This window comes from Amycolatopsis nivea, from assembly GCF_004522235.1.
GTDB classification, from domain to species: Bacteria; Actinomycetota; Actinomycetes; order Mycobacteriales; family Pseudonocardiaceae; genus Amycolatopsis; species Amycolatopsis nivea.
The window spans coordinates 15,915-35,505 of sequence record NZ_SDLT01000026.1 but is presented as its reverse complement, the minus strand read 5'-3'; the positions used below and the strand labels follow the sequence as shown (position 1 = coordinate 35,505).

Annotated in this window: 16 protein-coding genes; 8 read left to right on the top strand and 8 right to left on the bottom strand. The window is 70.5% G+C overall.

What is annotated here, in order from left to right:
- Positions 1–4: 4 nt before the first annotated feature.
- Together EIZ44_RS27255 and EIZ44_RS27250 are read right to left on the bottom strand one after the other, a co-directional pair.
- Positions 5–5,458, bottom strand: a complete 5,454-nt coding sequence (locus EIZ44_RS27255; protein WP_134732007.1) for an RHS repeat-associated core domain-containing protein — start codon at positions 5,456–5,458, stop codon at positions 5–7.
- Positions 5,459–5,965: 507 nt separating this feature from the next.
- Complete coding sequence (locus EIZ44_RS27250; RefSeq protein WP_134732005.1) at positions 5,966–6,856, bottom strand: glycoside hydrolase family 16 protein; 891 nt, start codon at positions 6,854–6,856, stop codon at positions 5,966–5,968.
- Positions 6,857–7,075: 219 nt separating this feature from the next.
- Between EIZ44_RS27250 and EIZ44_RS27245 the strand changes: the two genes are divergently transcribed.
- The 5 genes from EIZ44_RS27245 to EIZ44_RS27225 are packed head-to-tail and all read left to right on the top strand — an operon-like array spanning position 7,076 to position 11,067.
- On the top strand, positions 7,076–7,906 hold the full coding sequence (locus EIZ44_RS27245) for a helix-turn-helix transcriptional regulator (protein WP_134662952.1): 831 nt from the start codon (positions 7,076–7,078) through the stop codon (positions 7,904–7,906).
- Between the two features lie 41 nt (positions 7,907–7,947).
- Entirely contained in the window at positions 7,948–8,802 is an 855-nt protein-coding gene (locus EIZ44_RS27240) for an oxidoreductase (RefSeq protein WP_134732003.1), read from the top strand.
- Positions 8,799–9,509, top strand: a complete 711-nt coding sequence (locus tag EIZ44_RS27235) for an SDR family oxidoreductase (RefSeq protein WP_037806440.1) — start codon at positions 8,799–8,801, stop codon at positions 9,507–9,509. The genes EIZ44_RS27240 and EIZ44_RS27235 overlap by 4 nt, the downstream gene beginning before the upstream one ends.
- A gap of 14 nt (positions 9,510–9,523) precedes the next feature.
- Positions 9,524–9,862, top strand: coding sequence for a YciI family protein (locus EIZ44_RS27230; protein ID WP_134732001.1), 339 nt, complete (start codon positions 9,524–9,526; stop codon positions 9,860–9,862).
- Positions 9,859–11,067 (top strand): RNA polymerase sigma factor, encoded by a 1,209-nt coding sequence (locus EIZ44_RS27225; RefSeq protein WP_134731999.1) that lies wholly within the window; start codon positions 9,859–9,861, stop codon positions 11,065–11,067. Before EIZ44_RS27230 ends, EIZ44_RS27225 begins: the two co-directional genes overlap by 4 nt.
- Here the strand turns inward: EIZ44_RS27225 and EIZ44_RS27220 are convergent.
- Positions 11,045–11,647: a TetR/AcrR family transcriptional regulator gene (locus EIZ44_RS27220; RefSeq protein WP_134731997.1), complete on the bottom strand. Its 603-nt coding sequence runs from the start codon at positions 11,645–11,647 to the stop codon at positions 11,045–11,047. The genes EIZ44_RS27225 and EIZ44_RS27220 overlap by 23 nt on opposite strands.
- A gap of 91 nt (positions 11,648–11,738) precedes the next feature.
- On the opposite strand from EIZ44_RS27220, the gene EIZ44_RS27215 reads away from it, so the two are divergent.
- Both EIZ44_RS27215 and EIZ44_RS27210 read left to right on the top strand, forming a co-directional pair.
- Entirely contained in the window at positions 11,739–13,190 is a 1,452-nt protein-coding gene (locus tag EIZ44_RS27215; RefSeq protein WP_205673322.1) for an amidase, read from the top strand.
- Positions 13,191–13,292: 102 nt separating this feature from the next.
- A complete protein-coding gene (locus tag EIZ44_RS27210; RefSeq protein ID WP_051728554.1) occupies positions 13,293–14,369 on the top strand; it encodes a GDSL-type esterase/lipase family protein in 1,077 nt (358 codons plus the stop codon).
- Between the two features lie 529 nt (positions 14,370–14,898).
- On the opposite strand, the gene EIZ44_RS45685 is transcribed toward EIZ44_RS27210, so the two are convergent.
- The 4 genes from EIZ44_RS45685 to EIZ44_RS27190 all read right to left on the bottom strand — a co-directional run bounded on the left by EIZ44_RS45685 (position 14,899) and on the right by EIZ44_RS27190 (position 17,127).
- A complete protein-coding gene (locus tag EIZ44_RS45685; RefSeq protein ID WP_037806447.1) occupies positions 14,899–15,198 on the bottom strand; it encodes a hypothetical protein in 300 nt (99 codons plus the stop codon).
- Complete coding sequence (locus tag EIZ44_RS27200; protein ID WP_037806448.1) at positions 15,185–15,421, bottom strand: hypothetical protein; 237 nt, start codon at positions 15,419–15,421, stop codon at positions 15,185–15,187. Before EIZ44_RS27200 ends, EIZ44_RS45685 begins: the two co-directional genes overlap by 14 nt.
- A gap of 37 nt (positions 15,422–15,458) precedes the next feature.
- The gene (locus tag EIZ44_RS27195) at positions 15,459–15,911 is read right to left on the bottom strand and encodes an Lrp/AsnC family transcriptional regulator (RefSeq protein ID WP_009078207.1); all 453 of its coding nucleotides are present in this window, start codon (positions 15,909–15,911) and stop codon (positions 15,459–15,461) included.
- Between the two features lie 73 nt (positions 15,912–15,984).
- Positions 15,985–17,127 carry a M24 family metallopeptidase gene (locus EIZ44_RS27190; protein ID WP_037806449.1) on the bottom strand — a complete coding sequence of 381 codons (1,143 nt, stop codon included), beginning with the start codon at positions 17,125–17,127 and terminating at the stop codon, positions 15,985–15,987.
- Between the two features lie 228 nt (positions 17,128–17,355).
- Here EIZ44_RS27190 and EIZ44_RS27185 point away from each other — a divergent pair, with 228 nt between their 5' ends.
- The gene (locus tag EIZ44_RS27185; protein ID WP_134731995.1) at positions 17,356–18,300 is read left to right on the top strand and encodes a 5'-3' exonuclease; all 945 of its coding nucleotides are present in this window, start codon (positions 17,356–17,358) and stop codon (positions 18,298–18,300) included.
- A gap of 43 nt (positions 18,301–18,343) precedes the next feature.
- Here EIZ44_RS27185 and EIZ44_RS27180 read toward each other — a convergent pair whose 3' ends face one another.
- The gene (locus EIZ44_RS27180) at positions 18,344–19,561 is read right to left on the bottom strand and encodes a GNAT family N-acetyltransferase (protein ID WP_134731993.1); all 1,218 of its coding nucleotides are present in this window, start codon (positions 19,559–19,561) and stop codon (positions 18,344–18,346) included.
- Between the last annotated feature and the right edge of the window lie 30 nt (positions 19,562–19,591).

The following is a 19,591-nucleotide window of genomic DNA, read 5'->3' as shown; positions in this document are numbered from 1 at the left end:
CGCGTCAGCTCCTGCCCTCGCTCCGGTCCAGGTCCAGGGTCCGCATCCGCTGCGCGATCGCCCTTTCCTCCATTTCCTTCATCTCCGCGCGCTTCTCGGCGGAAATGGGTGTCTCACCGTCGTATTTGCGCAGCTCCGGCGGGTCGTAATCGCCGTTCTGCCACCGCTGCCACGTCGGGTCGTTCTTGTCCTTCGGAGCTTGGAATCCCCATTTGTCGAGCAGTTCGTCGGCGGTTCCCTGGGGGTATTGGCCGGTCTGGCGCTGTTCGTAGGCCAGATGCGCCTCGGCCCGGCCGCCCGCGGTGAGCGGGTCGGTGCGCGCGAAGGATTCCCCGTTCTTGACCATGTCGTCGTACTCCTTGGTGCCCGGAGCGGGGTTGTACGGCATGCCCTTGCCGGTGCCGTACATCTCGTCGACCATGTGCTGGTAGGAGTCCTTGGACCCGCGCAGGTACTTCTGCTCCTCGTCGAAGTCGCTGAGGTCCTTTTTGAGCTTGGCGTCGTTGCCGTTTTCGATTTCGCTGCGGTGCTCGGTGAGGTAGTCGCGGCGTTCCTGTTCGGCCTTCGCGTCCTCGGCCCGCTGTTTGTAGGCGGCGGCCGAATCCTCCCGTTGCTTGTCGGTGTTCTCGATCCGGTGCCGCACTTCCGAACCGTCCGGGTAATGCTCGCCGGGGACCGGTTTGGTTTTGTTCCCGTAGGTGTGGATGCCGTGTTTCGGGTCGTGGAAATCCGGATGGTGGACGTGGTTCGGGTCGTCGCCGTGGTAGACCTTTTCCTGCGGGCTCAGATAGGTGTTGTGCGGCTGGCGGCCCGGCACCTGATAGGTCGGCCGGGTGTACTTGCCGTCCATGTGCGCATAGCCCATCTGGTTGAGCTGCAGCAGGTCCGACGTGTCCTTGCGCTCGTAAGCCCGCCGCTGCGCGTAGGCGTAGCTCAGCTGGTGTTCGTCGTGCGCTTTCCCGCTGGTGAAACCAGATGTGTGCATCCGGTTGCCGCTCCCGGTGCCCGGGTGCTTGCGGTGCAGGTCGTGGGTTTCGGTGTAGCTGTAGGCCGCGTGCTCGAGGTCCGTTTCGTCGGAACGCTTCCGCGGGAGGCCGCTGCCGTTGTCCGCGGCGGCCTGATGGACGCCGACGTGCTCGTGCTGGTTGGTCCGGTGCCCGTCGAACTGGTAGCCGTGGTTCTTCCCCACGCGGGCCGCCTCGGGATTGCGGTCGCCGTAGGTGCCGGGCGGATTCGACGGTTCGGTGGACGCCTTCTTGGCCGGGGGCGCGTCGGGCGCGGCGTCGTCGTCGCGTTTGCGCTTGTTGCCGGCCTGCTGCTCCTCCATTTCCTTCAGCTTCTTGGGGCACGGCCCGGTCGGCAGCGGGTTGAGGCCGAGCGGGTCGATCATCGCGGTCGGGTTGTCCACGTAGGCCTGCGAGTCCGGGGACGGGTTGAGGCCGAGCGGGTCGTGCGAGAGGTAGCGGCCGGTTTCCGGGTCGTAGTAGCGGTGCATGTTGTAGTGCAGCCCGGTTTCCGGGTCGTAGTACTGGCCGGGGAAACGCAGCGGGGTGCGCGCGTTCCCGCCTTCGGACACGACCGCGCCCCACAGCGAGGTGCGCTGGTGCCCGGCGAGCGCGCCGGCGCTGTCGACCAGTTCGGCGGGCGCGCCGACCAGGTCGGTGACGATGGCGTGGAAGCGTTCGTCGACGCGTTCGCCGAGCTTCCGCTCGGTCTGCGCGAGCACCCGGTCGGAGTCGGGCAGCCAGTCCCACACGGTCGCGACCTGCGGGCGGCCGGGCGCGCTGTGCACCTGCTCGGCGGGCCGGTAGTGGTCCCAGGCGAATTCGATCTGCTCGGCCACCGCGCCCGCCGGGTCGAGGCGCTGCTTGGCGACGCGCCTGCCGAGCGCGTCGTAGCGGTAGCGCCAGACCGTGCCGTCCGGGGTGCGCACGCCGGTCAGCCTGCTCGCCGAATTCCACTGGTATTCCCACCGCTGCCCGCGGCGTTCCCGTGTCACGACGCGGCCCTCGGCGTCGTGGGTGTAGCGGGTTTCGCCGGCGGACTCGATGAGCGTGCCGCGGTAGGCGCGGGGGCCCGCCGCGGCCGGGTCGCCGGGCCAGCCGGCTTCGGCGACCGCGCCGGCCGCGTCGTAGCGGTAGCTCTCCTGCCATTTCGGGCCGCGGACCGCGGTGACCCGTCCGCCCGCGCCGACCTCGAACGCGCGCGGCCCGGACAGCAGGTCTCCGGTCGTGTACAGGTTTCCGTCCGGCAGGTAGCGGTAGTCGCGCTGCTGCACGGTGGCCGCGCCGCGCAGCACGGTCTGCCCGCGCAGCCGCCCGGTCGAGGTCCAGTCCTGCCGCAGCTCCGCCACCGGCGCGGTCCCGGCGAAGAGGCGGCGCACCGTTTCCTGTCCGGCGGCGTCGTATTCGAACCGCAGGGTGCGGCCCGCGGTGGTGACCGCGGTCGGGCGGTCCGCGGAGTCGTAGCCGAACGACGATTCCGCGCCGGTGGGCGTGCGGCGGCCGACTCGCCTGCCGAGCGCGTCGAATTCCGACCGCACGACGCGGCCGTTGATCGACTCGGACACCAGCTGTCCGAGCGCGTCGTACTCGAAGCGGACCTCGGTCTCGCCGTTGCGCGCCAGCACCATCCGGCCGTCGTGGTCGTAGGCGAATTCGGCCACGTCGTCGGCGGCGGTGCGCCGCACGAGCCGGCCGAGCGCGTCGTACTCGATGTCGATCGCCTGCCCGGCCGCGTTGACCCGGCGCACGAGGCGGCCCGCCGCGTCGTAGCCATAGCGCAAAACCCGGCCGTTGTAGTCGGTTTCCGCCACGACGCGACCCGCCTGGTCGTACTCGTAGCGCCAGACCAGGCCGCGTTCGTTTGTCACCGTGGTCAGCCGCAGTTCGGTGTCGTAGCCGAACCGCCGGACGCCGCCGTCGGGGTCCTGCGCGGACAGCGGCAGGCCGAACGCGCCGTACTCGACACGGTGCACGCCGCCGCGCGGGTCGACCGACTCCTCGACGTTGCCCGCGGCTTTGAAGCCGAACTTGCTGACCGTGCCGTCGGCGTTGCGCTGCTGCACCAGGTTGCCCGCCGCGTCGCGCACTCGTTCCACGGACGCGCCGGTCGGGCCGGTGATCGAGGTGATCGCGCCGAGCGCGTCGTAGGAGTATCGGGTCACCGCGCCGTCGGGGGCGGTGATCTTCGTGGGCAGGCCGGCCGCGTCGGACTCGAACCGGGTGATGCCGCCGAGGGCGTCGGTCCGCGTCGCGATCGCGCCGGTGTCCGGGTGGTAGGTGTAGGCGGTGACCCCGCCCGCCGGGTCGGTTTCCTTGACCAGGCTGCCTTGTTCGTCGTACTCGTAGCGCCAGACGTCGCCCGCGGGACCGGTGGTGGAGACCGGCAGGCCCCGCTCGTCGTACTCGTTGACCAGCCGCGAACCGTCCGGGCGCGTCACTGCGGCGACATTGCCGACCTCGTCGAACTCCCAGCGGGTGACGTGGCCGAGCGCGTCGGTCCTGGCGATGACCCGGCCGAACTCGTCGTACTCGGTGGTCGAGGTGTTGCCGAGCGGATCGGTTTCGGCGACGACCTTCAGCTGCTCGTTGAGCTGGTAGCGGGTGACCGCGCCGAGCGAGTCGGTGACCGTGGTGGCGAGGTTTTCGTAAGACAGTTCGGTGTCGAGATAGCCGCCGTCGCCCTGGGCGCGCACGCACCGGCCGTCGCTGTCGTAGTGGTAGCTGTACCAGCGGCCGTTGACGTCGTCCCAGCGCACCATCCGGCCGTCGGCGTCGTAGCGGAATTTGTGCGAGGTGCCGACCGCGTCGACGACCTCGGTCAGCCGCCGGGCGGAGTCGTAGCGGTACTCCCGGACCGCCACCGGCGCGTCCGGCACGCGCAGCGCGGTGACCAGGCCGTCCGCCGATTCGACCGTCACGCGGTAGCCGCCGGAGTGCTCCATGGCGACCGGCACGCCGCCCTCGTAGCGGAAGTCGATCCGGTTGCCCGAGCTGTCGGCCAGGGCGTGCAGCCGCAGGACGCGGTCGCCGGGTTCGCCGGTGAAGTGGCGGATGACGCTGCTCTGCGGGTCGCCGACGATGAACCCGGTGGTCACCCGGCGCAGCGCGAGGTAAGGCCCGTCGTCGGTGGCGACGGCCTCGATGCCTTGCGGGAAGGGGAAGCGCACGAGCACGCCGTTCGGGGCGGCGTAGTGCAGGCCGTCGTCGCCGACCTCCAGGCGTTCGTCCAGCGTCGAGGACCAGGTGGGGCCGAAGAATCCGCCGGAGCGGTAGGTCGAGCGGTGGGTGCGTTCGACGGTCAGGGGCAGCACTCCGGGCAGGTTCAGGTCTTCCTGGACCAGGTACACCGCGCCGGTGGCGACGTCGATCGGGTCGCCGCAGCCCTTGATCTCGTTGGGGTCCGTGTGGTGTTCGGCCGGGTTCTGGCTCTGGTTGCCCCTGGGCTGCTGCGTCGAGGAGGGGTGCACCTCATTGCCGCCGGACTCGTGCGACCCGCCACCGCCTTGGCCGCCTTCGTGCCCGCCGCCCTGGCCGCCGCCTTCCGAGCCGCTGGGGTGGGTGTTGCCGCTGTTGCCTTGGTGTCCTCCGCCGCCTCCGGCTCCGGACATGTGCGTGCTGTCGTCGCCGCCCGGATGCGACCGGGTGCCGCCGCCCTCGGATTTGACGTTGATGTCCTTGGGCTTCGGCGCCGGGGCGTTCTTGCCGCCCTTGAGCCCCTTCAGCGCCTTGCCCGCGTCCTCGAACAGCGTCCCGGCCTTCTTCAGCAGCGGGATGAGCGCCTTGAGAGCCTTGACCAGCTTGGTGGTGATCTGGGTGATCCGGGACGCGGTCTTCGCGACGGCCGCGGCGACCTGCGGGCCGACCCAGGCCATCCCGATCCCCGCGGTGAGCAGGACCTGCAGCGCCCACGAGATGAGGTGCCCGACGAGGTCGGCGATGGTGTCGCGCACGAGAGACCGGACCGCCGCGACGATCTCGCCCGCGGTTTTGACCCCGCTCGCCGCGCCCTCGGACCCTTTCTGGGCGCTGGCGATCAGCGCGGAGGTGTCCTCGGCCCGCTTGCGGTAGCTGTCGGCGGCGTCGCCCTGCCAGCTCTCGAGGTCTTTCTTGACCAGCTCGCCGAGTTCGGCGGAGACGCCTTCGAGTTCCTTGGCGACGTTGTTCCAGGTCTGGGCCTGGGAACTGATCTGGTCGGCGTTGCCGGTGAGCGCGTCGAGAGCTTCCTTGAGCGGGCCGACGTGCTCCATCAGCCAGCCGACGCCCGCGGCGAAGATCGCGCCGAACGGGTCCATGACCGCGGTGAGCACGTCGATCGCGGTGCCGACGGCCCCGATCGCGACCGCGGCCCAGTTCTTGCTCTCGATCGCCTCCTTGAGCCCGGTGGCGTCCTCCAGCAACGGGACCCCGGCCACCGCCGAGGTCTCCTTCACCGGCGCGACCAATGGATTGCTCACTTAGTTCCCCTCTTCCCGCTGCTGCGGTGATCACGGTACCTATCCGCACCCGCGACCGCCCGCGGCACGCGGCGGCCTGGCCGGGAGGGCAAGAGCGGTAGTCCGGAGAGGCACTGAGCACGGACTTTCTTCGGGATACTTGTGCCGTGACGCACACCGAGTGGCTGGTCGAGCGGGCGCAGGATTCCGATTCACCGACCCAGCGGCGCCCTGCCTGCAGCAGCGGGGAACGCAGGCATACCCGGCCGACAACCTCTTCGGGCCGCGGCCGCACCGCCGCCCTGACTCCCGGCTGAAGGACCGCGAGTCGGGGATCTACCGCTGGACAGCGCTGACCGACCTGCCGACCGACTTCGGCGAGGACGTCGTCTTCTTCGCCGAAGTCGGTCGGCGCGACGGCGGCCGACCGCTGCGGATGGTCGCGGGCGAGCTGATGGAGCACGACAGGGTCTGTGGTTCACCCGCTCGACGAGCCGGTCCTGGTGTTCTCCGATCCGTGGCCGAAAATCAGCTTTCGCTGACCTTCACCGAGAACGCGTCGATGCTCATCCCCGCCCCTGGCGTGATGTCCGCTCCCGGGCTGGTGCATCCGCACACCTTGTTCGGATAGGACCCGCCGATCGCCACGTCGAAGATCGCGAAGAACCCGTGGTCCACCGCGGCCTTCCAGGTGGCGTCGGACACCTGGTTCTGCTTCACCGCGAAAGTTTCCTTGCCGTCCAAGGAAAACCGCAGTTCCTCCGCGGCCGCGTCCCGGCGGTCCACCACCACCGAGTACGTGTGGTACCCGGTCTTGCAGCCGGCGCAGTCCTGCAGGTCGCTGCTGATCCCGTCCGGGTCGTGGCACTCCCCCGCCCATTGTCCACAGTGGAACGTGCTGGAATGCTTGCCCAGCGCGTTCACGTTCTCCATGATGTCCAGTTCGCCGATGCTCGGCCAGTTCGTCGCGCCGACCGGCCGCGCGTCCGCGCCCATCGCCCAGAACGCGGGCCAGTAGCCGAGACCGTGCTCCGGATTCGGCTGCTGGATCTTCGCGCTCATTTCCATCTGCCCGCCCGCCGGCGCGCCGAAGTCGGTGCGCTGGGTTTCGATCCGGCCGGACGTCCACGCGCCGTTCGCGTCGCGCAGCGGCTTGATCACCAGGTGCCCGGCTCCGTCGTGGTAGACGTTGTCCGTCGAGTCGGTGGACGTTTCGATCTCGCCGGTGCCCCAGTTCGCCGCGCCGCCGGGGTAGCCGGTTCCCTTGTCGTAGAGCCAGTTCTGCGGGTCGAGACCGGTGCCTGCCGGGCCGTCGAAGGTGTCCTCGAACACCGTGGTCCAGGTTTCGGCTGCCTGCGCGGGCGCGGCGGCCATCGACACGGCGGCGACGGCGGCGAGGATCAGCGGGGTTCGGCGCATGGGTTCGCCTTTCCGGTGGAGGGGGTGGTCCCAGCAGGCTCCGCTCGCGCCGTTGACCAGTCAAAACAGTCTGCCTGCCGGTTCCGCGGCGGCGGTGCGCGCGGACAGAGCGCAGCCGGAAAGGTTTGAACCATTGCGCCGAGGGGTACCGCACAGGGTGGGAGAACCACACCCCCTTTCCGTGCCCCGCGGCCGCCGCGCGCGATCTAGCCTGGGTGCATGAGCGACAGCAACCTCCTCGGCGAGTTCCTGCGGGCCCGGCGCGGCACCACCGTCCCGGCGGACGCGGATCTGCTCGCCGACACCCGGCGCCGGGTCAGCGGCCTGCGCCGGGAGGAGGTCGCGCAGCTGGCCGGGGTGAGCACCGATTACTACGTGCGGCTCGAGCAGGGCCGCGAGCGCACCCCGTCCGCACAGGTCGTCGACGCGCTCGGCCGGGCGCTGCAACTCGACGACGAGGCGCTCGCCCACCTGCACTCGCTGGCCCGGCCGAAGCGGCCTAAGCGACGGCCCGCCAAGGAACGCGTCAGTCCTCGGCTGGTGCAGCTGATGGACGCGTGGCCGCAGACGCCCGCGGTCGTGCTCGGGCGGTGCATGACCGTGCTCGCGTCGAATCTGCTCGGCGAAGCGCTGTTCGCCGGGCACGAGCACAGCGGCGACCTGCTGCGGCTGGCGTTCCTCGACCCCGACGCCCGCGATTTCTACCCGGATTGGGAGCGGGTCGCGGTGAACACGGTCGGCGGGCTGCGGTCGGCGGCGGGCACCGATCTGGACGATCCGCTCTTGATCGAGGCGGTCGGCGAACTGTCGCTCAAGAGCGCCGATTTCCGCCGACTGTGGGCGCGCCACGAGCTCCGGCAGAAAACGCACGAATCGAAACGGTTCCGGCATCCGCTGGTCGGAATGCTCACCCTGCACTACGAATCGATGACCGTGAACAGCGCTCCCGGCCAGCAACTCGTGGTGTACCAAGCGGATCCGGGCAGTCCGTCGGAGGCCGCGCTGGGGCTGCTAGGCAGTCTCGCCGCCGGGGACCGCCCGCACCGCTGACGCATTTTCCGCAATTATCGAATTCCTCCAGGGGCAGAGCCATGTCTGAAAACAATGCACCCGTCTGGTTGATCACCGGGTGTTCCACCGGCCTCGGCCGCGCACTCGCGACCGCCGTTCTCGAACGCGGCCTGCGCGCGGTCGTCACGGCCCGCGATCCCGAACGTGTCGCGGACCTCGTCGCCGCGCATCCGGGACGTGCGCTGTCGGTCGCGCTCGACGTGACCGATCAGCAGCAGATCACCGAAGCGGTCGCCGAGGCACACCGTGTCTTCGGCCAGATCGACGTCCTCGTCAACAACGCCGGCTACGGCTACCTCGCCGCCGTCGAAGAGGGCGAAGACGCCGAGATCCGCGCGTTGTTCGAGGCGAACGTATTCGGCCTGATGGCGCTCACCCGCGCCGTCCTGCCCGGAATGCGGGCCCGGCGCAGCGGGCACATCGTCTCGGTCTCGTCGCTCGGCGGGCTGGCCGCCTTCGGCGCGACCGGCTACTACCACGCGACCAAGTTCGCCGTCGAAGGCTTCAGCGAATCGCTCGCCGCCGAGGTCGGTCCGCTCGGCATCGGCGTCACGATCGTCGAACCGGCCGCGTTCCGCACCAACTGGTCGGGCCCGTCCATGCGGGAATCCGCGATCCGCATCGACGACTACGCCGGCACCGCGGGCGCGCGCCGCACCTCGACGCTCGCCACCTACGGCAAGCAGCCCGGCGACCCGGACCGAGCCGCGACGGCCGTCATCGACGCCGTCGCCTCCGCCGAACCGCCGCTCCGCCTGCTGCTCGGCCAAGCCGCCTACGACATCGCCACCGCGCGCCTCGACACCCTCCGCAAGACGTTCGACGACTGGCGCGACGTCACCCTGTCCGCCGACTTCCCGAAGGAATCCGCATGAGCAAGACTGTCCTGATCACCGGTGCCAGCAGCGGAATCGGCGAGGCCACCGCCCGCAGGCTCGCCGCGGACGGCTGGCGCGTGATCGCCGGCGCGCGCCGCGAAGACCGGCTCGCGCGGCTCGCGGCCAGCGCGGACGGGATCGAGGTCCACCGCCTCGACGTGACCGACCGGGCCGACGTCGCCGAGTTCGTCGACCGCGCGGTGCGCGACCACGGCGAGATCGACGCGTTCGTCGCGAACGCCGGGGTGATGCCGTTGTCGCGGCTGGACGCCGGGCTGGTCGAGGAGTGGGACCGGATGATCGACGTCAACGTCCGGGGCCTGCTGCACAGCATCGCCGCGGCATTGCCGCACTTCACCCGCCAGCGCCGCGGCCACTTCGTCACGATCGCGTCGATCGGCGCATACCAGGTCACGCCGACCGCCGCGGTGTACTGCGGCACGAAATACGCGGCGCGGGCGATCACCGAGGGCCTGCGGCTGGAATGCGACCCGTCGATCCGCGTCACCACGGTCTCCCCCGGCGTCGTGACCTCGGAGCTGGCGGACACGATCAGCGACCCGGAAACGCAGGAGTTCATGCGGATCTACCGCAAGGACGCCATCGATCCGAAAGCGATCGGCGACGCCATCGCCTACGCTCTCGACCAGCCGGCCGACGTGGACGTCAGCGAGATGATCGTGCGGCCGGCCCGGCAACGCTGAGCCGAGGAGGAGCCGTGCCGCAGTACCTGCTCGGGATCTGCCAGCCCGACGGCGGAACCCCGGATCCCGAGGTGCTGGCGGACATCGCGGCGCGCCTCGAAGCGGTGACCGACGAGATGAAGGCGAAAGGCGTCTGGGTCTTCTCGGGCGGGCTGCGTCCGGCGGCCGCCGCGAAGGTGGTCCGGGCGTCCGGCGGCGACGTCCTGTGCACCGACGGCCCGTTCGCCGAAGGCAAGGAACACCTCGGCGGCTTCACCGTCGTGACCGCGCCCGGCCCGGAGGCCGCGACCGAGTGGGCGCGGCGGATCTCGGAGATCACCACGCTGCCGGTGGAAGTCCGGGAGTTCCAGTGATCCCGGCGGCCGTGCTCGAGCGGGTCTTCCGCGCCGAGCACGGCCGCGCGGTCGCCGTGCTGGCCCGGGTCTTCGGCGACCTGGACCTCGCCGAGGACGCCGTCCAGGAGGCCTGCGCGATCGCCACCGTGAAATGGCGCGCGGAAGGCCTGCCGCCGAGTCCCGCCGGCTGGCTCGTCACCACCGCCCGCAACCGCGGCATCGACCGCCTCCGCCGCGAATCCACCCGCGCCGACCGCCACGCGCAGGCCGCGCTCCTGCACGCGAGCGAACCGTTCGACGAAGGCGCGGTGCCCGACGAACGGCTGCGGCTGATCTTCACCTGCTGCCACCCCGCTCTCGGCACGGCCGCCCGGGTCGCGCTCACCCTGCGTCTGCTGGGCGGCCTCACCACCCCGGAGATCGCGCACGCCTTCCTGGTCCCGGAATCGACGCTGGCGCAACGGCTTGTGCGCGCGAAAGCCAAAATCCGCGCCGCCCGAATCCCCTACCGCGTACCCGACGCGGCCGACCTCCCGGCCCGGCTCGACGCCGTCCTCGCCGTGATCTACCTGATCTTCACCGAAGGCCACACCGCCAGCAGCGGCACCGACCTCACCCGCCCGGACCTGGCGTCCGAAGCGATCCGCCTGACCCGGGTCCTGGCCGCCCTGCTGCCCGACGAACCCGAGGTGCTCGGCCTGCTCGCGTTGCAGCTGCTCACCGAATCACGCCGCCTGGCCCGGCTCGACGCCGACGGAATCCCGGTGCTGCTGCCCGAGCAGGACCGCGCTCGCTGGGACTGGACGCTGATCGCCGAAGGCCAGGACCTCGTCCGCCGCTGCCTGCGGCTCGACCGCCCGGGCCCGTACCAGATCCAGGCCGCGATCAACGCCGTGCACAGCGACGGCACCGACTGGGTGCAGATCCTCGCCCTCTACGACCAGCTGCTCGCCCTGACGCCGACCCCCGTCGTCGCGCTGAACCGCGCCGTCGCCGTCGCCGAGGTCGAAGGCCCGGCCGCCGCACTGACCATTGTGGACGGTCTGGACCTCGGCGACCGGCACCTTTTCCACGCCGTCCGAGCCGATCTGCTGGCCCGCCTGGGCCGGACCGGCGAAGCCGTCGAGTCCTACGACGCCGCTCTCCGGCTGGTCTCGAACGAGGCGGAACGCCTTCTGCTGCACCGAAAACGCGCCGCTCTCAGCCCGGCTTCCCGCGACTGATCACGCCCTCGACGATCTTCGTCAGGTGCGCGCCGACGTTCTCGACGCCGCCGTTCTGCACCGCGATCTGCGCCCCCTCCATCGCGAACGTCAGCTCCGCCGCGCCCAGTTCCGGGTCGGGCAGCCCGAGCCCCGCGCACATCGCCCGGAGCCGGCCGAACTGGCGGGTCTTGTGCTCGCTGATCAGCCGCCGCGCAGGATGGTCCGGATCGGGCAGTTCGGCGACCGAGTTCGTGAACGGGCAGCCGCGATGGGAAAAATCGGGCAGCCCGTCGACGATGAACCGCGCCACCGCGCGGATCTGCTCCGCGTAATCGTCCGGATGCGCCTGTTCTGCCGCGTCGAAGGCGGCCGAGTAGTCGTGCACGACGATCCGCAGCCATTCCGCGATCAGCGCGTCCTTGGTGCCGAAGTGCCGGTAGATCGCCATCTTCGTGGTCCCGGCGCGGTCCGCGATCGCCTGGACCCCGACCCGCACGACGCCCTCGTTGAGGAACAGCTCCTCGGCCGCGTCGAGGATCCGCTCGCGAGGCGGCAAGGTCGCGACCCGCGTCGGCCGCCGGGCGGAGGTGCTCGTCATCGGTTCTTCCCACGGGGGTTGGCAATCCGGTTCGTCCCGGCTACGGTACACAACCGTCTCCGGTGATACCGCTCGGTATCACTAAATACGGATGAGTCTCACGAAGGACGTGCTGGTGAAAATCTCCGAATACACGAGCTGCGACGCGGTCGGCCTGGCAGAGCTGATCGCCCGCGGCGAGGTGACCGCGGCCGAGGTCGCCGACACGGCCGCCCGGGCGGTCGAAGCGGTGAACCCGCAGATCAACGCCGTAGTGGAAACCTGGCCGCCCGAGGACGCCCCCGGCTCCGCACCCTTGGCAGGCGTGCCGTTCCTGATCAAGGACCTCGGCGTCACCATGGCAGGCAAACGCAGCGAACTGGGCAGCCGCCTGGCCGCCGGTGCCGTGTCGCCCGAAGACTCGTTCCTGATGCGCCGCTTCCGCGAAGCCGGTCTGGTGACCATCGGCCGCACCACCACGCCGGAAATGGCCTACAGCACCACCACCGAACCGGAGTTCTACGGCGCGACCCGCAACCCGTGGTCCCCTGACCGAAGCGCAGGCGGCTCCAGCGGCGGTTCCGGCGCGGCGGTCGCCGCCGGAATCGTCCCTCTCGCCCACGCCACCGACGCCGCGGGTTCCATCCGAGTTCCCGCTTCCAGCAACGGATTGTTCGGCCTGAAGCCGACCCGCGGCCGGATTTCGCACGGCCCCGGCGCCGACGAGGTGTTCAGCGGCCTGGCCGTGCAAGGCAGCCTGAGCCGGAGCGTCCGCGACAGCGCCGTCCTGCTGGACCTGATCGAAGGCCCCGAACCCGGCGACCCGTACTTCGCCCCGCGCCCCGAGCGCCCCTACGCCGCGGAGGTCGCGACGGATCCAGGCCGCCTCCGGATCGCAGTCCTGCGCCAGCCCTGGGGCGGCCGCCAGCCGACCGAACCGGTCTCCGCCGCCCTGTCCGCGACGATGCGCCTGCTGGAATCCCTGGGCCACGAAGTCGAAGAGACGCAACTGGCCCTAGGCGTCTCCTGGGAGGAATTCGTCCTCGGCAACGCCCGGATGTGGACCGCGAACCTGACCCCGTGGATCGACGGCATCGCCGCCGCGACCGGCCGCCCGGTCGACGAAACCACCCTGGAACCGGTCACCCTCGCCAGCTACCGCTACGGCCGCCGGGTCACCGCCGACGAGTTCGTCCGCGCCCTGGCGATCCGCAACCAGGTGTCGCGAACCTTCGCCCGCCACTTCGCCCGCTACGACCTGCTCCTGTCCCCCACGCTGCCCGAGCCGCCGGTCCCGCTGGGCGTGTACGGCGAAGACGCGGACAAACTGGACGGCCTCGGCTGGCTGGACCGCCTCCTGGACCGCTCCCCCTACACCGCGGCCGCGAACGTTTCAGGGGTTCCGTCGATGTCCGTCCCGCTGTCCGAGGACGAAGGACTCCCGATCGGCATGCAGTTCACCGCCGCCTTCGGCCGCGAAGACCTGCTGTTCCGCCTGGCCGGACAGCTGGAACAGGCCGCCCCGTGGACCCACCGCAAGCCCCCGCTCTGGGCGGGCGAATAGCCCCTTGAAGTCCACAGTGGACACTCACCGCCCGGTGACCCGCGTCGCACCCCCTGCCGACCCTGACGAGGCCGTCCGGGTTCTCGCTAGACTTGGCGAGCGATGCGACGATTCCGGTGGTGGTGGGGGGCGCTGGTCCTCGCCTGCGTAGCTGTGCTCGTGGGCTTCTTCGTCTTTTTCGGCACCGAGAGCAGGCCAGGACAGCCTTTTCCGCGCCAGGGCCCGCCCGGCCGCGGCCCGCTGACCATCGTGTCGATGGGCGACAGCACCGTGTCGGGCGAAGGCGCCGGCGCCTACAGCCCCGACACCGACGGCAGAAACGGCGACTGGTGCCACCGCTCGTCGGCGGCCTTCGTGCAGAAGGTCCGCATCCCCGGCATCACCGCCCGGGTCAACCTGGCCTGCTCCGGCGCCCCCGCCGCCCAAGTCGCCCTGGGCGACGCCAAACAGTGGGGCGAACGCTCGCAAGCCGCCCAACTGGCCGACGTGGTGAAAGACCACCGGGTAGCCGCGGTGGTCATCGCAGTGGGCGCGAACGACGACCCGAAGTTCTCCGCCCAAGTCAGCGAATGCTTCAAGGCCTGGTTCTCCGCCGACGGCCCGTCCTGCAACGTCGCATTGAAGCAAAGCTGGAAGTCCAAAGTGGACGCGATGGTCCCGAAGGTGGCGAACGCAGTAGGCGACGTGAAAAAGGTATTGGCCAACGCCGGTTACGTCCCCGCGGACTACCAGCTGGTGCTCCAGTCCTACGCCACCCCGGTCGGCCCGGACATCCCAGCAGACCTGCAAAGCCTCAACGGCTGCCCCTTCCGCACCGACGACCTGCAGTGGATTTCGACCACGGGAATCAGCACCCTGTCCGCCGGAATCAAACAAGCAGCCACCCAATCCGGCGCCCGTTTCCTGGATCTGGCCCGAGCAGGCGAAAACCACGAAGCCTGCTCCGGCGGCCCGAACCCGGCCACGGAATGGTTCACCCGCCTGACTTTGCACCTGAACGACCTGACCCAAGTCGACCGGGCGACGCACGCACTGCAGGAATCCTTCCACCCCAACGCCGCCGGCCACGCCGCCATCGCCGACTGCCTCACGGACTTCCTCACGACCCAACGAGGAAACGCCTCCTGCCTGGCAGGCCCAGACGGAAAACTCCACGCCATCCCAGAACCCGTGAGCTGACCCTCCCCCACCTGCGTTTGCGTGAGGGCCACCCTCATTGACTCTGATTCCCCCAGGGTTCCCCTCACGACCCGCCCGCCGCCGTACGTGAGGGACCCCTTCACGGACCTAGATTCCCTCAAGGAGCCCTTCACGGCCCGCCCCGCACCGCCGCCCCGCCGGGGATGCGCCCCAATGCGGCATCGGGTGCATCTCACGCACCCAATGTGGCATTCGTTGCGTCCCACGCACCCAATGCCACATTGGGGCGCTAACCCCAACCCCAACCGCCGCCCGCACACCCCATCGCAACCACGCACCCAACCCGTGCGCCTTAAACCGCAGCCAAAGCACCCAACGCATCGAGGCACCCAGCCCCTCCCCCGCACCCCGGTACGAAGCCAAAATGCGGACGGCGGGTGCTTGTCAAGGCATCTTTCCCGCCTTGACAAGCACCCGCCGTCCGTCATCACAATCAAGCTTCGGGGTGCCCCACGCAACCATGTGGGCGCAATGTCGCCGCCAGGCGACGAGCCGAAACAAAAGAGACTCACAAATCCAACGCAGCCCTCAAAGCCACATCGATCTGCTCCTGAACCTCCCCGTCAACCTCCGCGATCCGCTCCGCCAGCCAAGGCCGATACAACCGCGTGAGATTCAACGTGGACACCCAATACCGAGCATCCACCGCAACCCCGAGAATGTCCTGCGGATCCCGATCCAGCAACTCAGTCCCGAGCAGCCAAGGCCGCTCCGACTCGTTCACCCCGTCCGAAGACAGCAGAACGACAGTCCGCTGCCGAGCAGGATCAGTAGGCGGGTGGTAAGTCCAAACCTCACCCCTGCGCACGCATCTCCTTCTCCGCAGCCGCCCGCTCCGCCTCATCCGCTTCCGCCGACGAAGCGGCAGGGGCGACCGGAGCCCGCTGCGGGGTATACCCAGTCCGGACCGCCTCGCGCCGGGCCGCCTTGGACAGCCAGGACGAGACCGAGATCCCATGTGCTTTCGCGGCCCGCTCGGCGTACTCGAGCGCACCGGTGTCGAGCGAGAGTGTCACCTTACGTGTTGCCATACCTTTTACCGTACCACTCCCACCGCTCCGGAAGCTCTCACAACGTCGGCGACCGGCCCTCGAACGGGGTGGACAGCACGACCGTCGTCCGCGTGGACACCTTCGCGGCCTCGCGGATCCGCCGGAGCAGGTCTTCGAGGCCGAGCGGCGAAGCGACGCGCACCAGCAGGATGTAGGACTCGTCGCCGGCCACCGAGTAGCAGGACTCGATCTCGGTGATGTGCTGGATCCGCTGCGGGTAGTCGTCGGGCGCGGCCGGGTCGTTCGGGGTGAGCGAGATCAGCGCGGTGAGCGGGAGGCCGATCTGCTCGCCGTCGAGCCGGGCGGTGTAGCCGAGGATGACGCCGCGCTGTTCGAGGCGGCGCACCCGCTGGTGCACCGCCGAGACCGACAGCCCGACCCGTTCGGCGAGGTCGGTGAAGCTGCGCCGCCCGTCGGCGGCGAGCTCCTGGACGATCGCCTGGTCGAGCGGTTCCAGCGGTCCGCTCATGCCGCCACCTCCGCGAGGAGTCGCGCACGGGCCGGTCGGGAGGCGGCGGCGATGATTCGCCGGGGGGCTGCGCTCATGCGTCCAGCACGACCAGTTCGTGCGGCCGGGTGTTCACCGGCTCGACGCCCGAGTCGGTGACGAGCACGATGTCCTCGATCCGGGCGCCCCAGCGGCCGGGCTGGTAGATGCCGGGCTCGACGCTGAAGGCCATGCCCGCCTCGAGCGGCAGCGCGTTGCCCTTGATGATGTAGGGCTCTTCGTGCACGTCGAGGCCGATGCCGTGGCCGGTGCGGTGGATGAAGTACTCGCCGAATCCGGCGGCGTCGATGACGTCGCGCGCGGCCTGGTCGATGCTCTCGGCGGTGGCGCCGGGGCGGACCGCGTCGACGGCGGCCTGCTGGGCGCGCTGCAGCACGGCGTAGGTCTCGGCGACGTCGGCGTCGCGGGGTTCGCCGATCGAGTAGGTGCGGGTGGAGTCGGAGTTGTAGCCCTCGGGCACGGGTCCGCCGATGTCGATCACGACGACGTCGCCGCGTTCGATGACGCGTTCGGACACGTCGTGGTGCGGGCTGGCGCCGTTGGGGCCGGAGCCGACGATGACGAAGTCGGCGTGCGTGTGGCCCTCTTCGACGATGGCGGCGGTGATGTCCGCGCCGACCTCGGCTTCGGTGCGGCCGGCGCGCAGCCATTCGCCCATCCGCGCGTGCACGCGGTCGATCGCCGCGCCCGCCTTGCGGAGGGCGTCGATCTCGGCGGCGTCCTTGCGCATCCGCAGTTCGCGCACGATCGGGCCGGCGAGGGTCTGCTCGGCGTCGCCGAACGCGGCGCGCAGGGCGAGCACGTGCAGCGCCGGGGTGAAGTCGCTGACCGCGATCCGGCCGGGCTTGCCGAGCCGGTCGGCGACGAGCCGGTAGGGGTCGTCGCCGTCGACCCAGGTGAGGACGTCGACGCCGAGGTCGTCGGTGGGTACGCCGGCGTAGCCGGGGGCCTCGAGCTTCGGCACGACGAGCGCGGGGGTGCCGTCGGCGGGCACGACGAGAGTGGTCAGCCGCTCGAACGAACCGCCTGCCTGGCCGAGCAGGTACCGCAGGTCCGATCCGGGCGCGACGAGCAGGGCGTCGGTGTTCGCGGCGGCGGCCGCTTTCGCGGCGCGGTCGAGACGGGCGCGGAGCGCGGCGGCGTCGGGAGCGGGCGTGTGGAGGGATCGGCTCGACATGACGCCGAGCCTAGTACCGGCGTCGCGGCGCGGCCCGCCCGTCCTCCCGAACCGGCGTGCCGCCCCGGCCACCTCGCCGAAGCCCCGTGCGGGCGGCCGTCCGTGAAGGACTCCTTGGGGGAATCTGATTCCCTCAAGGAGTCCTTCACGGGCTTCGGCCTTCGCGGGAGCGGACGCGCCCGGCGCCGCTTTCGGGGCGATCCGGGCCGGACGTGGCAGGCTGTGCGGGTGACCGGACCACTCGCCCTCCTCGATTCCGCGAGCCTCTACTTCCGCTCGTTCTACGCGCTGCCCGATTCGATGACCGCGCCCGACGGGACGCCGGTCAACGCCGTGCGCGGGTTCACCGACACGATCGCGCGCATCCTCACCGACCGCCGTCCGTCGCGGCTGGTCGCCTGTCTCGACGCGGACTGGCGGCCGAAGTTCCGCACCGATCTGCTGCCGAGCTACAAGGCGCACCGGGTCGCGGAGCCCGGGGACGGCGGGGCGGACGTCGAGGAGGTGCCCGACACGCTGACTCCGCAGGTGCCGATCATCCTGGAAGTGCTGGAGGCGTTCGGGTTCGCCGTCGCCGAGGCGGACGGCTATGAGGCGGACGACGTGATCGGCGCGCTCGCGACGCGGGAGAAGGACGCGCCGGTCGAGGTGATCACCGGCGACCGGGACCTGTTCCAGCTGGTGCGCGAGCAGCCGACGCCGACGTCGGTGGTGTACGTCGGGAAGGGCTGGGCGAAGGCGGAAGTGCTGGGGCAGCGGGAAATCGCCGAGAAGTACGGCGTTCCGGCCGAGCACGCCGGCCCTGCTTACGCGGACATGGCCGCGTTGCGCGGCGACCCGTCGGACGGGCTGCCGGGCGTGGCGGGGATCGGCGAGAAGACCGCGGCGAAGCTGATCACCCAGTTCGGTTCGCTGGAGGAACTCGTCGCCGCGGCCTCGGCCGGGGATTCGCGGGTGCCGTTGAAGACCCGGCTGCGGCTGTCCGACGCCGCGGATTACCTCGCTGTCGCACCGACCGTGGTGCGGGTCGCGGTGGACGCACCGGTGGTGCAGTCCGGGCCGGACACGGTGCCGTCCGCGCCCGCCGATCCGGAGCGGGTGGCGGAGCTGGCCGAGCGGTGGAACCTGGGCCGTTCGGTGGAGCGTCTGCTGGCGGCACTGCCCGGAGCTTGATCGCGAGGGAGGGTTCCGGCGCGCCCGGAACCCTCCCTGTGGATCAGAAGTGCGTGCCGGTCCAGGGTTGTGTGCCGGTCCGGAACAGCGCGTCCACCCGGGCGAGGGTTTCCGCGCTCGCGCCGGTGATCCGGCCGGACAACGCGAGCGGCGCGGCTTCCCAGGCACCGAGGTACAGCATCGCCAGGGTGTCCACGTCCAGCTGCAGATCGGCGTCGGCGTCGGTGCGCTCGACCCCGTTGCTGCTGACCCGGTACCGGCCGCGGTTGTCCGGCAGCATCCGGTCGTTCACTTCCAGCACAACGGGTTCCGCGGAGCCGTACGCGCGGGCCGCGAGCGCCGCCTGGACGTCGATCAACCGCAGCCACAGTTCGTCGTCGACGGCGACGGTGTGCGCCCGGCGCGGGTCGACCAGCAGCAGGCCCACCGGGTCGTCCACCGGACGGCAGCGCGCGTGCACGACCTCGATCAGGTCGACCGACAGCAGGAACCGCCACAGTCCGGCCAGTGCTTCCGGCGACGCCGCGTGCAGTTCGTGGACTTCGAGCGCGGCGCCGCGTTCCGGGTCGAGGTAGCTGTTCTGCGGCACGACGTGGAAGACGGCGAAGCCGTCGTCGCCGTCCGGTCCACTGTGGACAGCGACGCGGTGGTTGCCGCCGTCGGGGTGGAGGTGCCAGTTGAACGCGATCGGCCACCAGAGTTCCGGGCGGGCGATCCGGCCGGGGCGGCCGGTGTCGATCCGTTGGTACAGCGAGGGAATCGTCGCGATCGCGTCGTCGGCGGAGAGCAGCCGGACGCGGCCGGGGGCGGCGACGGTTTCGCGCAGCGGGGCCGGTTGCTTGAGCTGCAGGGTGGCCATGCGGGTCGCGACGCCGTAGCCGAAGCGGCCGTAGATCAGCGCTTCGCTCGCGTGCAGCGCGGCGACGACGTGGCCGCGCTGGACGAAGTCGTGCAGTTGCCGGTCCATCATCGCGGTGAGCACGCCGCGGCGGGTCCAGTCGGCGCGGACGCCGACGCCGTCGACCGCGGCCATCGGCACGGTGGCGCCGCCGGGGACGGCGAGCTCGGTGGCGAAGGAGCTGGCGATGCCGATGGGTTCGCCGTCGTGGAACGCCCCGGTGCGGCCGTCGGCCTTCCAGGAATCGCCGACCCGGGCCCAGCGCTCGTCCGAGGGCGGGTTTCCGTGCAGGGACCGCACCAGGAGGTCGAAAGTCGCGCGGCTTTCGTCGTCGGTGATCTGGCGTACCACGTAGTCGCTCATGTCCCGATTCAACCAATTCCCGCGGCCGCG

What these genes read in the sequence shown, in the direction of transcription:
- EIZ44_RS27250 (WP_134732005.1), bottom strand. Translation starts at nt 6,856, where the DNA reads ATGCGCCGAACCCCGCTGATCCTCGCCGCCGTCGCCGCCGTGTCGATG.
- EIZ44_RS27245 (WP_134662952.1), top strand. Translation starts at nt 7,076, where the DNA reads ATGAGCGACAGCAACCTCCTCGGCGAGTTCCTGCGGGCCCGGCGCGGC.
- EIZ44_RS27240 (WP_134732003.1), top strand. Translation starts at nt 7,948, where the DNA reads ATGTCTGAAAACAATGCACCCGTCTGGTTGATCACCGGGTGTTCCACC.
- EIZ44_RS27235 (WP_037806440.1), top strand. Translation starts at nt 8,799, where the DNA reads ATGAGCAAGACTGTCCTGATCACCGGTGCCAGCAGCGGAATCGGCGAG.
- EIZ44_RS27220 (WP_134731997.1), bottom strand. Translation starts at nt 11,647, where the DNA reads ATGACGAGCACCTCCGCCCGGCGGCCGACGCGGGTCGCGACCTTGCCG.
- EIZ44_RS27215 (WP_205673322.1), top strand. Translation starts at nt 11,739, where the DNA reads ATGAGTCTCACGAAGGACGTGCTGGTGAAAATCTCCGAATACACGAGC.
- EIZ44_RS27210 (WP_051728554.1), top strand. Translation starts at nt 13,293, where the DNA reads ATGCGACGATTCCGGTGGTGGTGGGGGGCGCTGGTCCTCGCCTGCGTA.
- EIZ44_RS27200 (WP_037806448.1), bottom strand. Translation starts at nt 15,421, where the DNA reads ATGGCAACACGTAAGGTGACACTCTCGCTCGACACCGGTGCGCTCGAG.
- EIZ44_RS27195 (WP_009078207.1), bottom strand. Translation starts at nt 15,911, where the DNA reads ATGAGCGGACCGCTGGAACCGCTCGACCAGGCGATCGTCCAGGAGCTC.
- EIZ44_RS27190 (WP_037806449.1), bottom strand. Translation starts at nt 17,127, where the DNA reads ATGTCGAGCCGATCCCTCCACACGCCCGCTCCCGACGCCGCCGCGCTC.
- EIZ44_RS27180 (WP_134731993.1), bottom strand. Translation starts at nt 19,561, where the DNA reads ATGAGCGACTACGTGGTACGCCAGATCACCGACGACGAAAGCCGCGCG.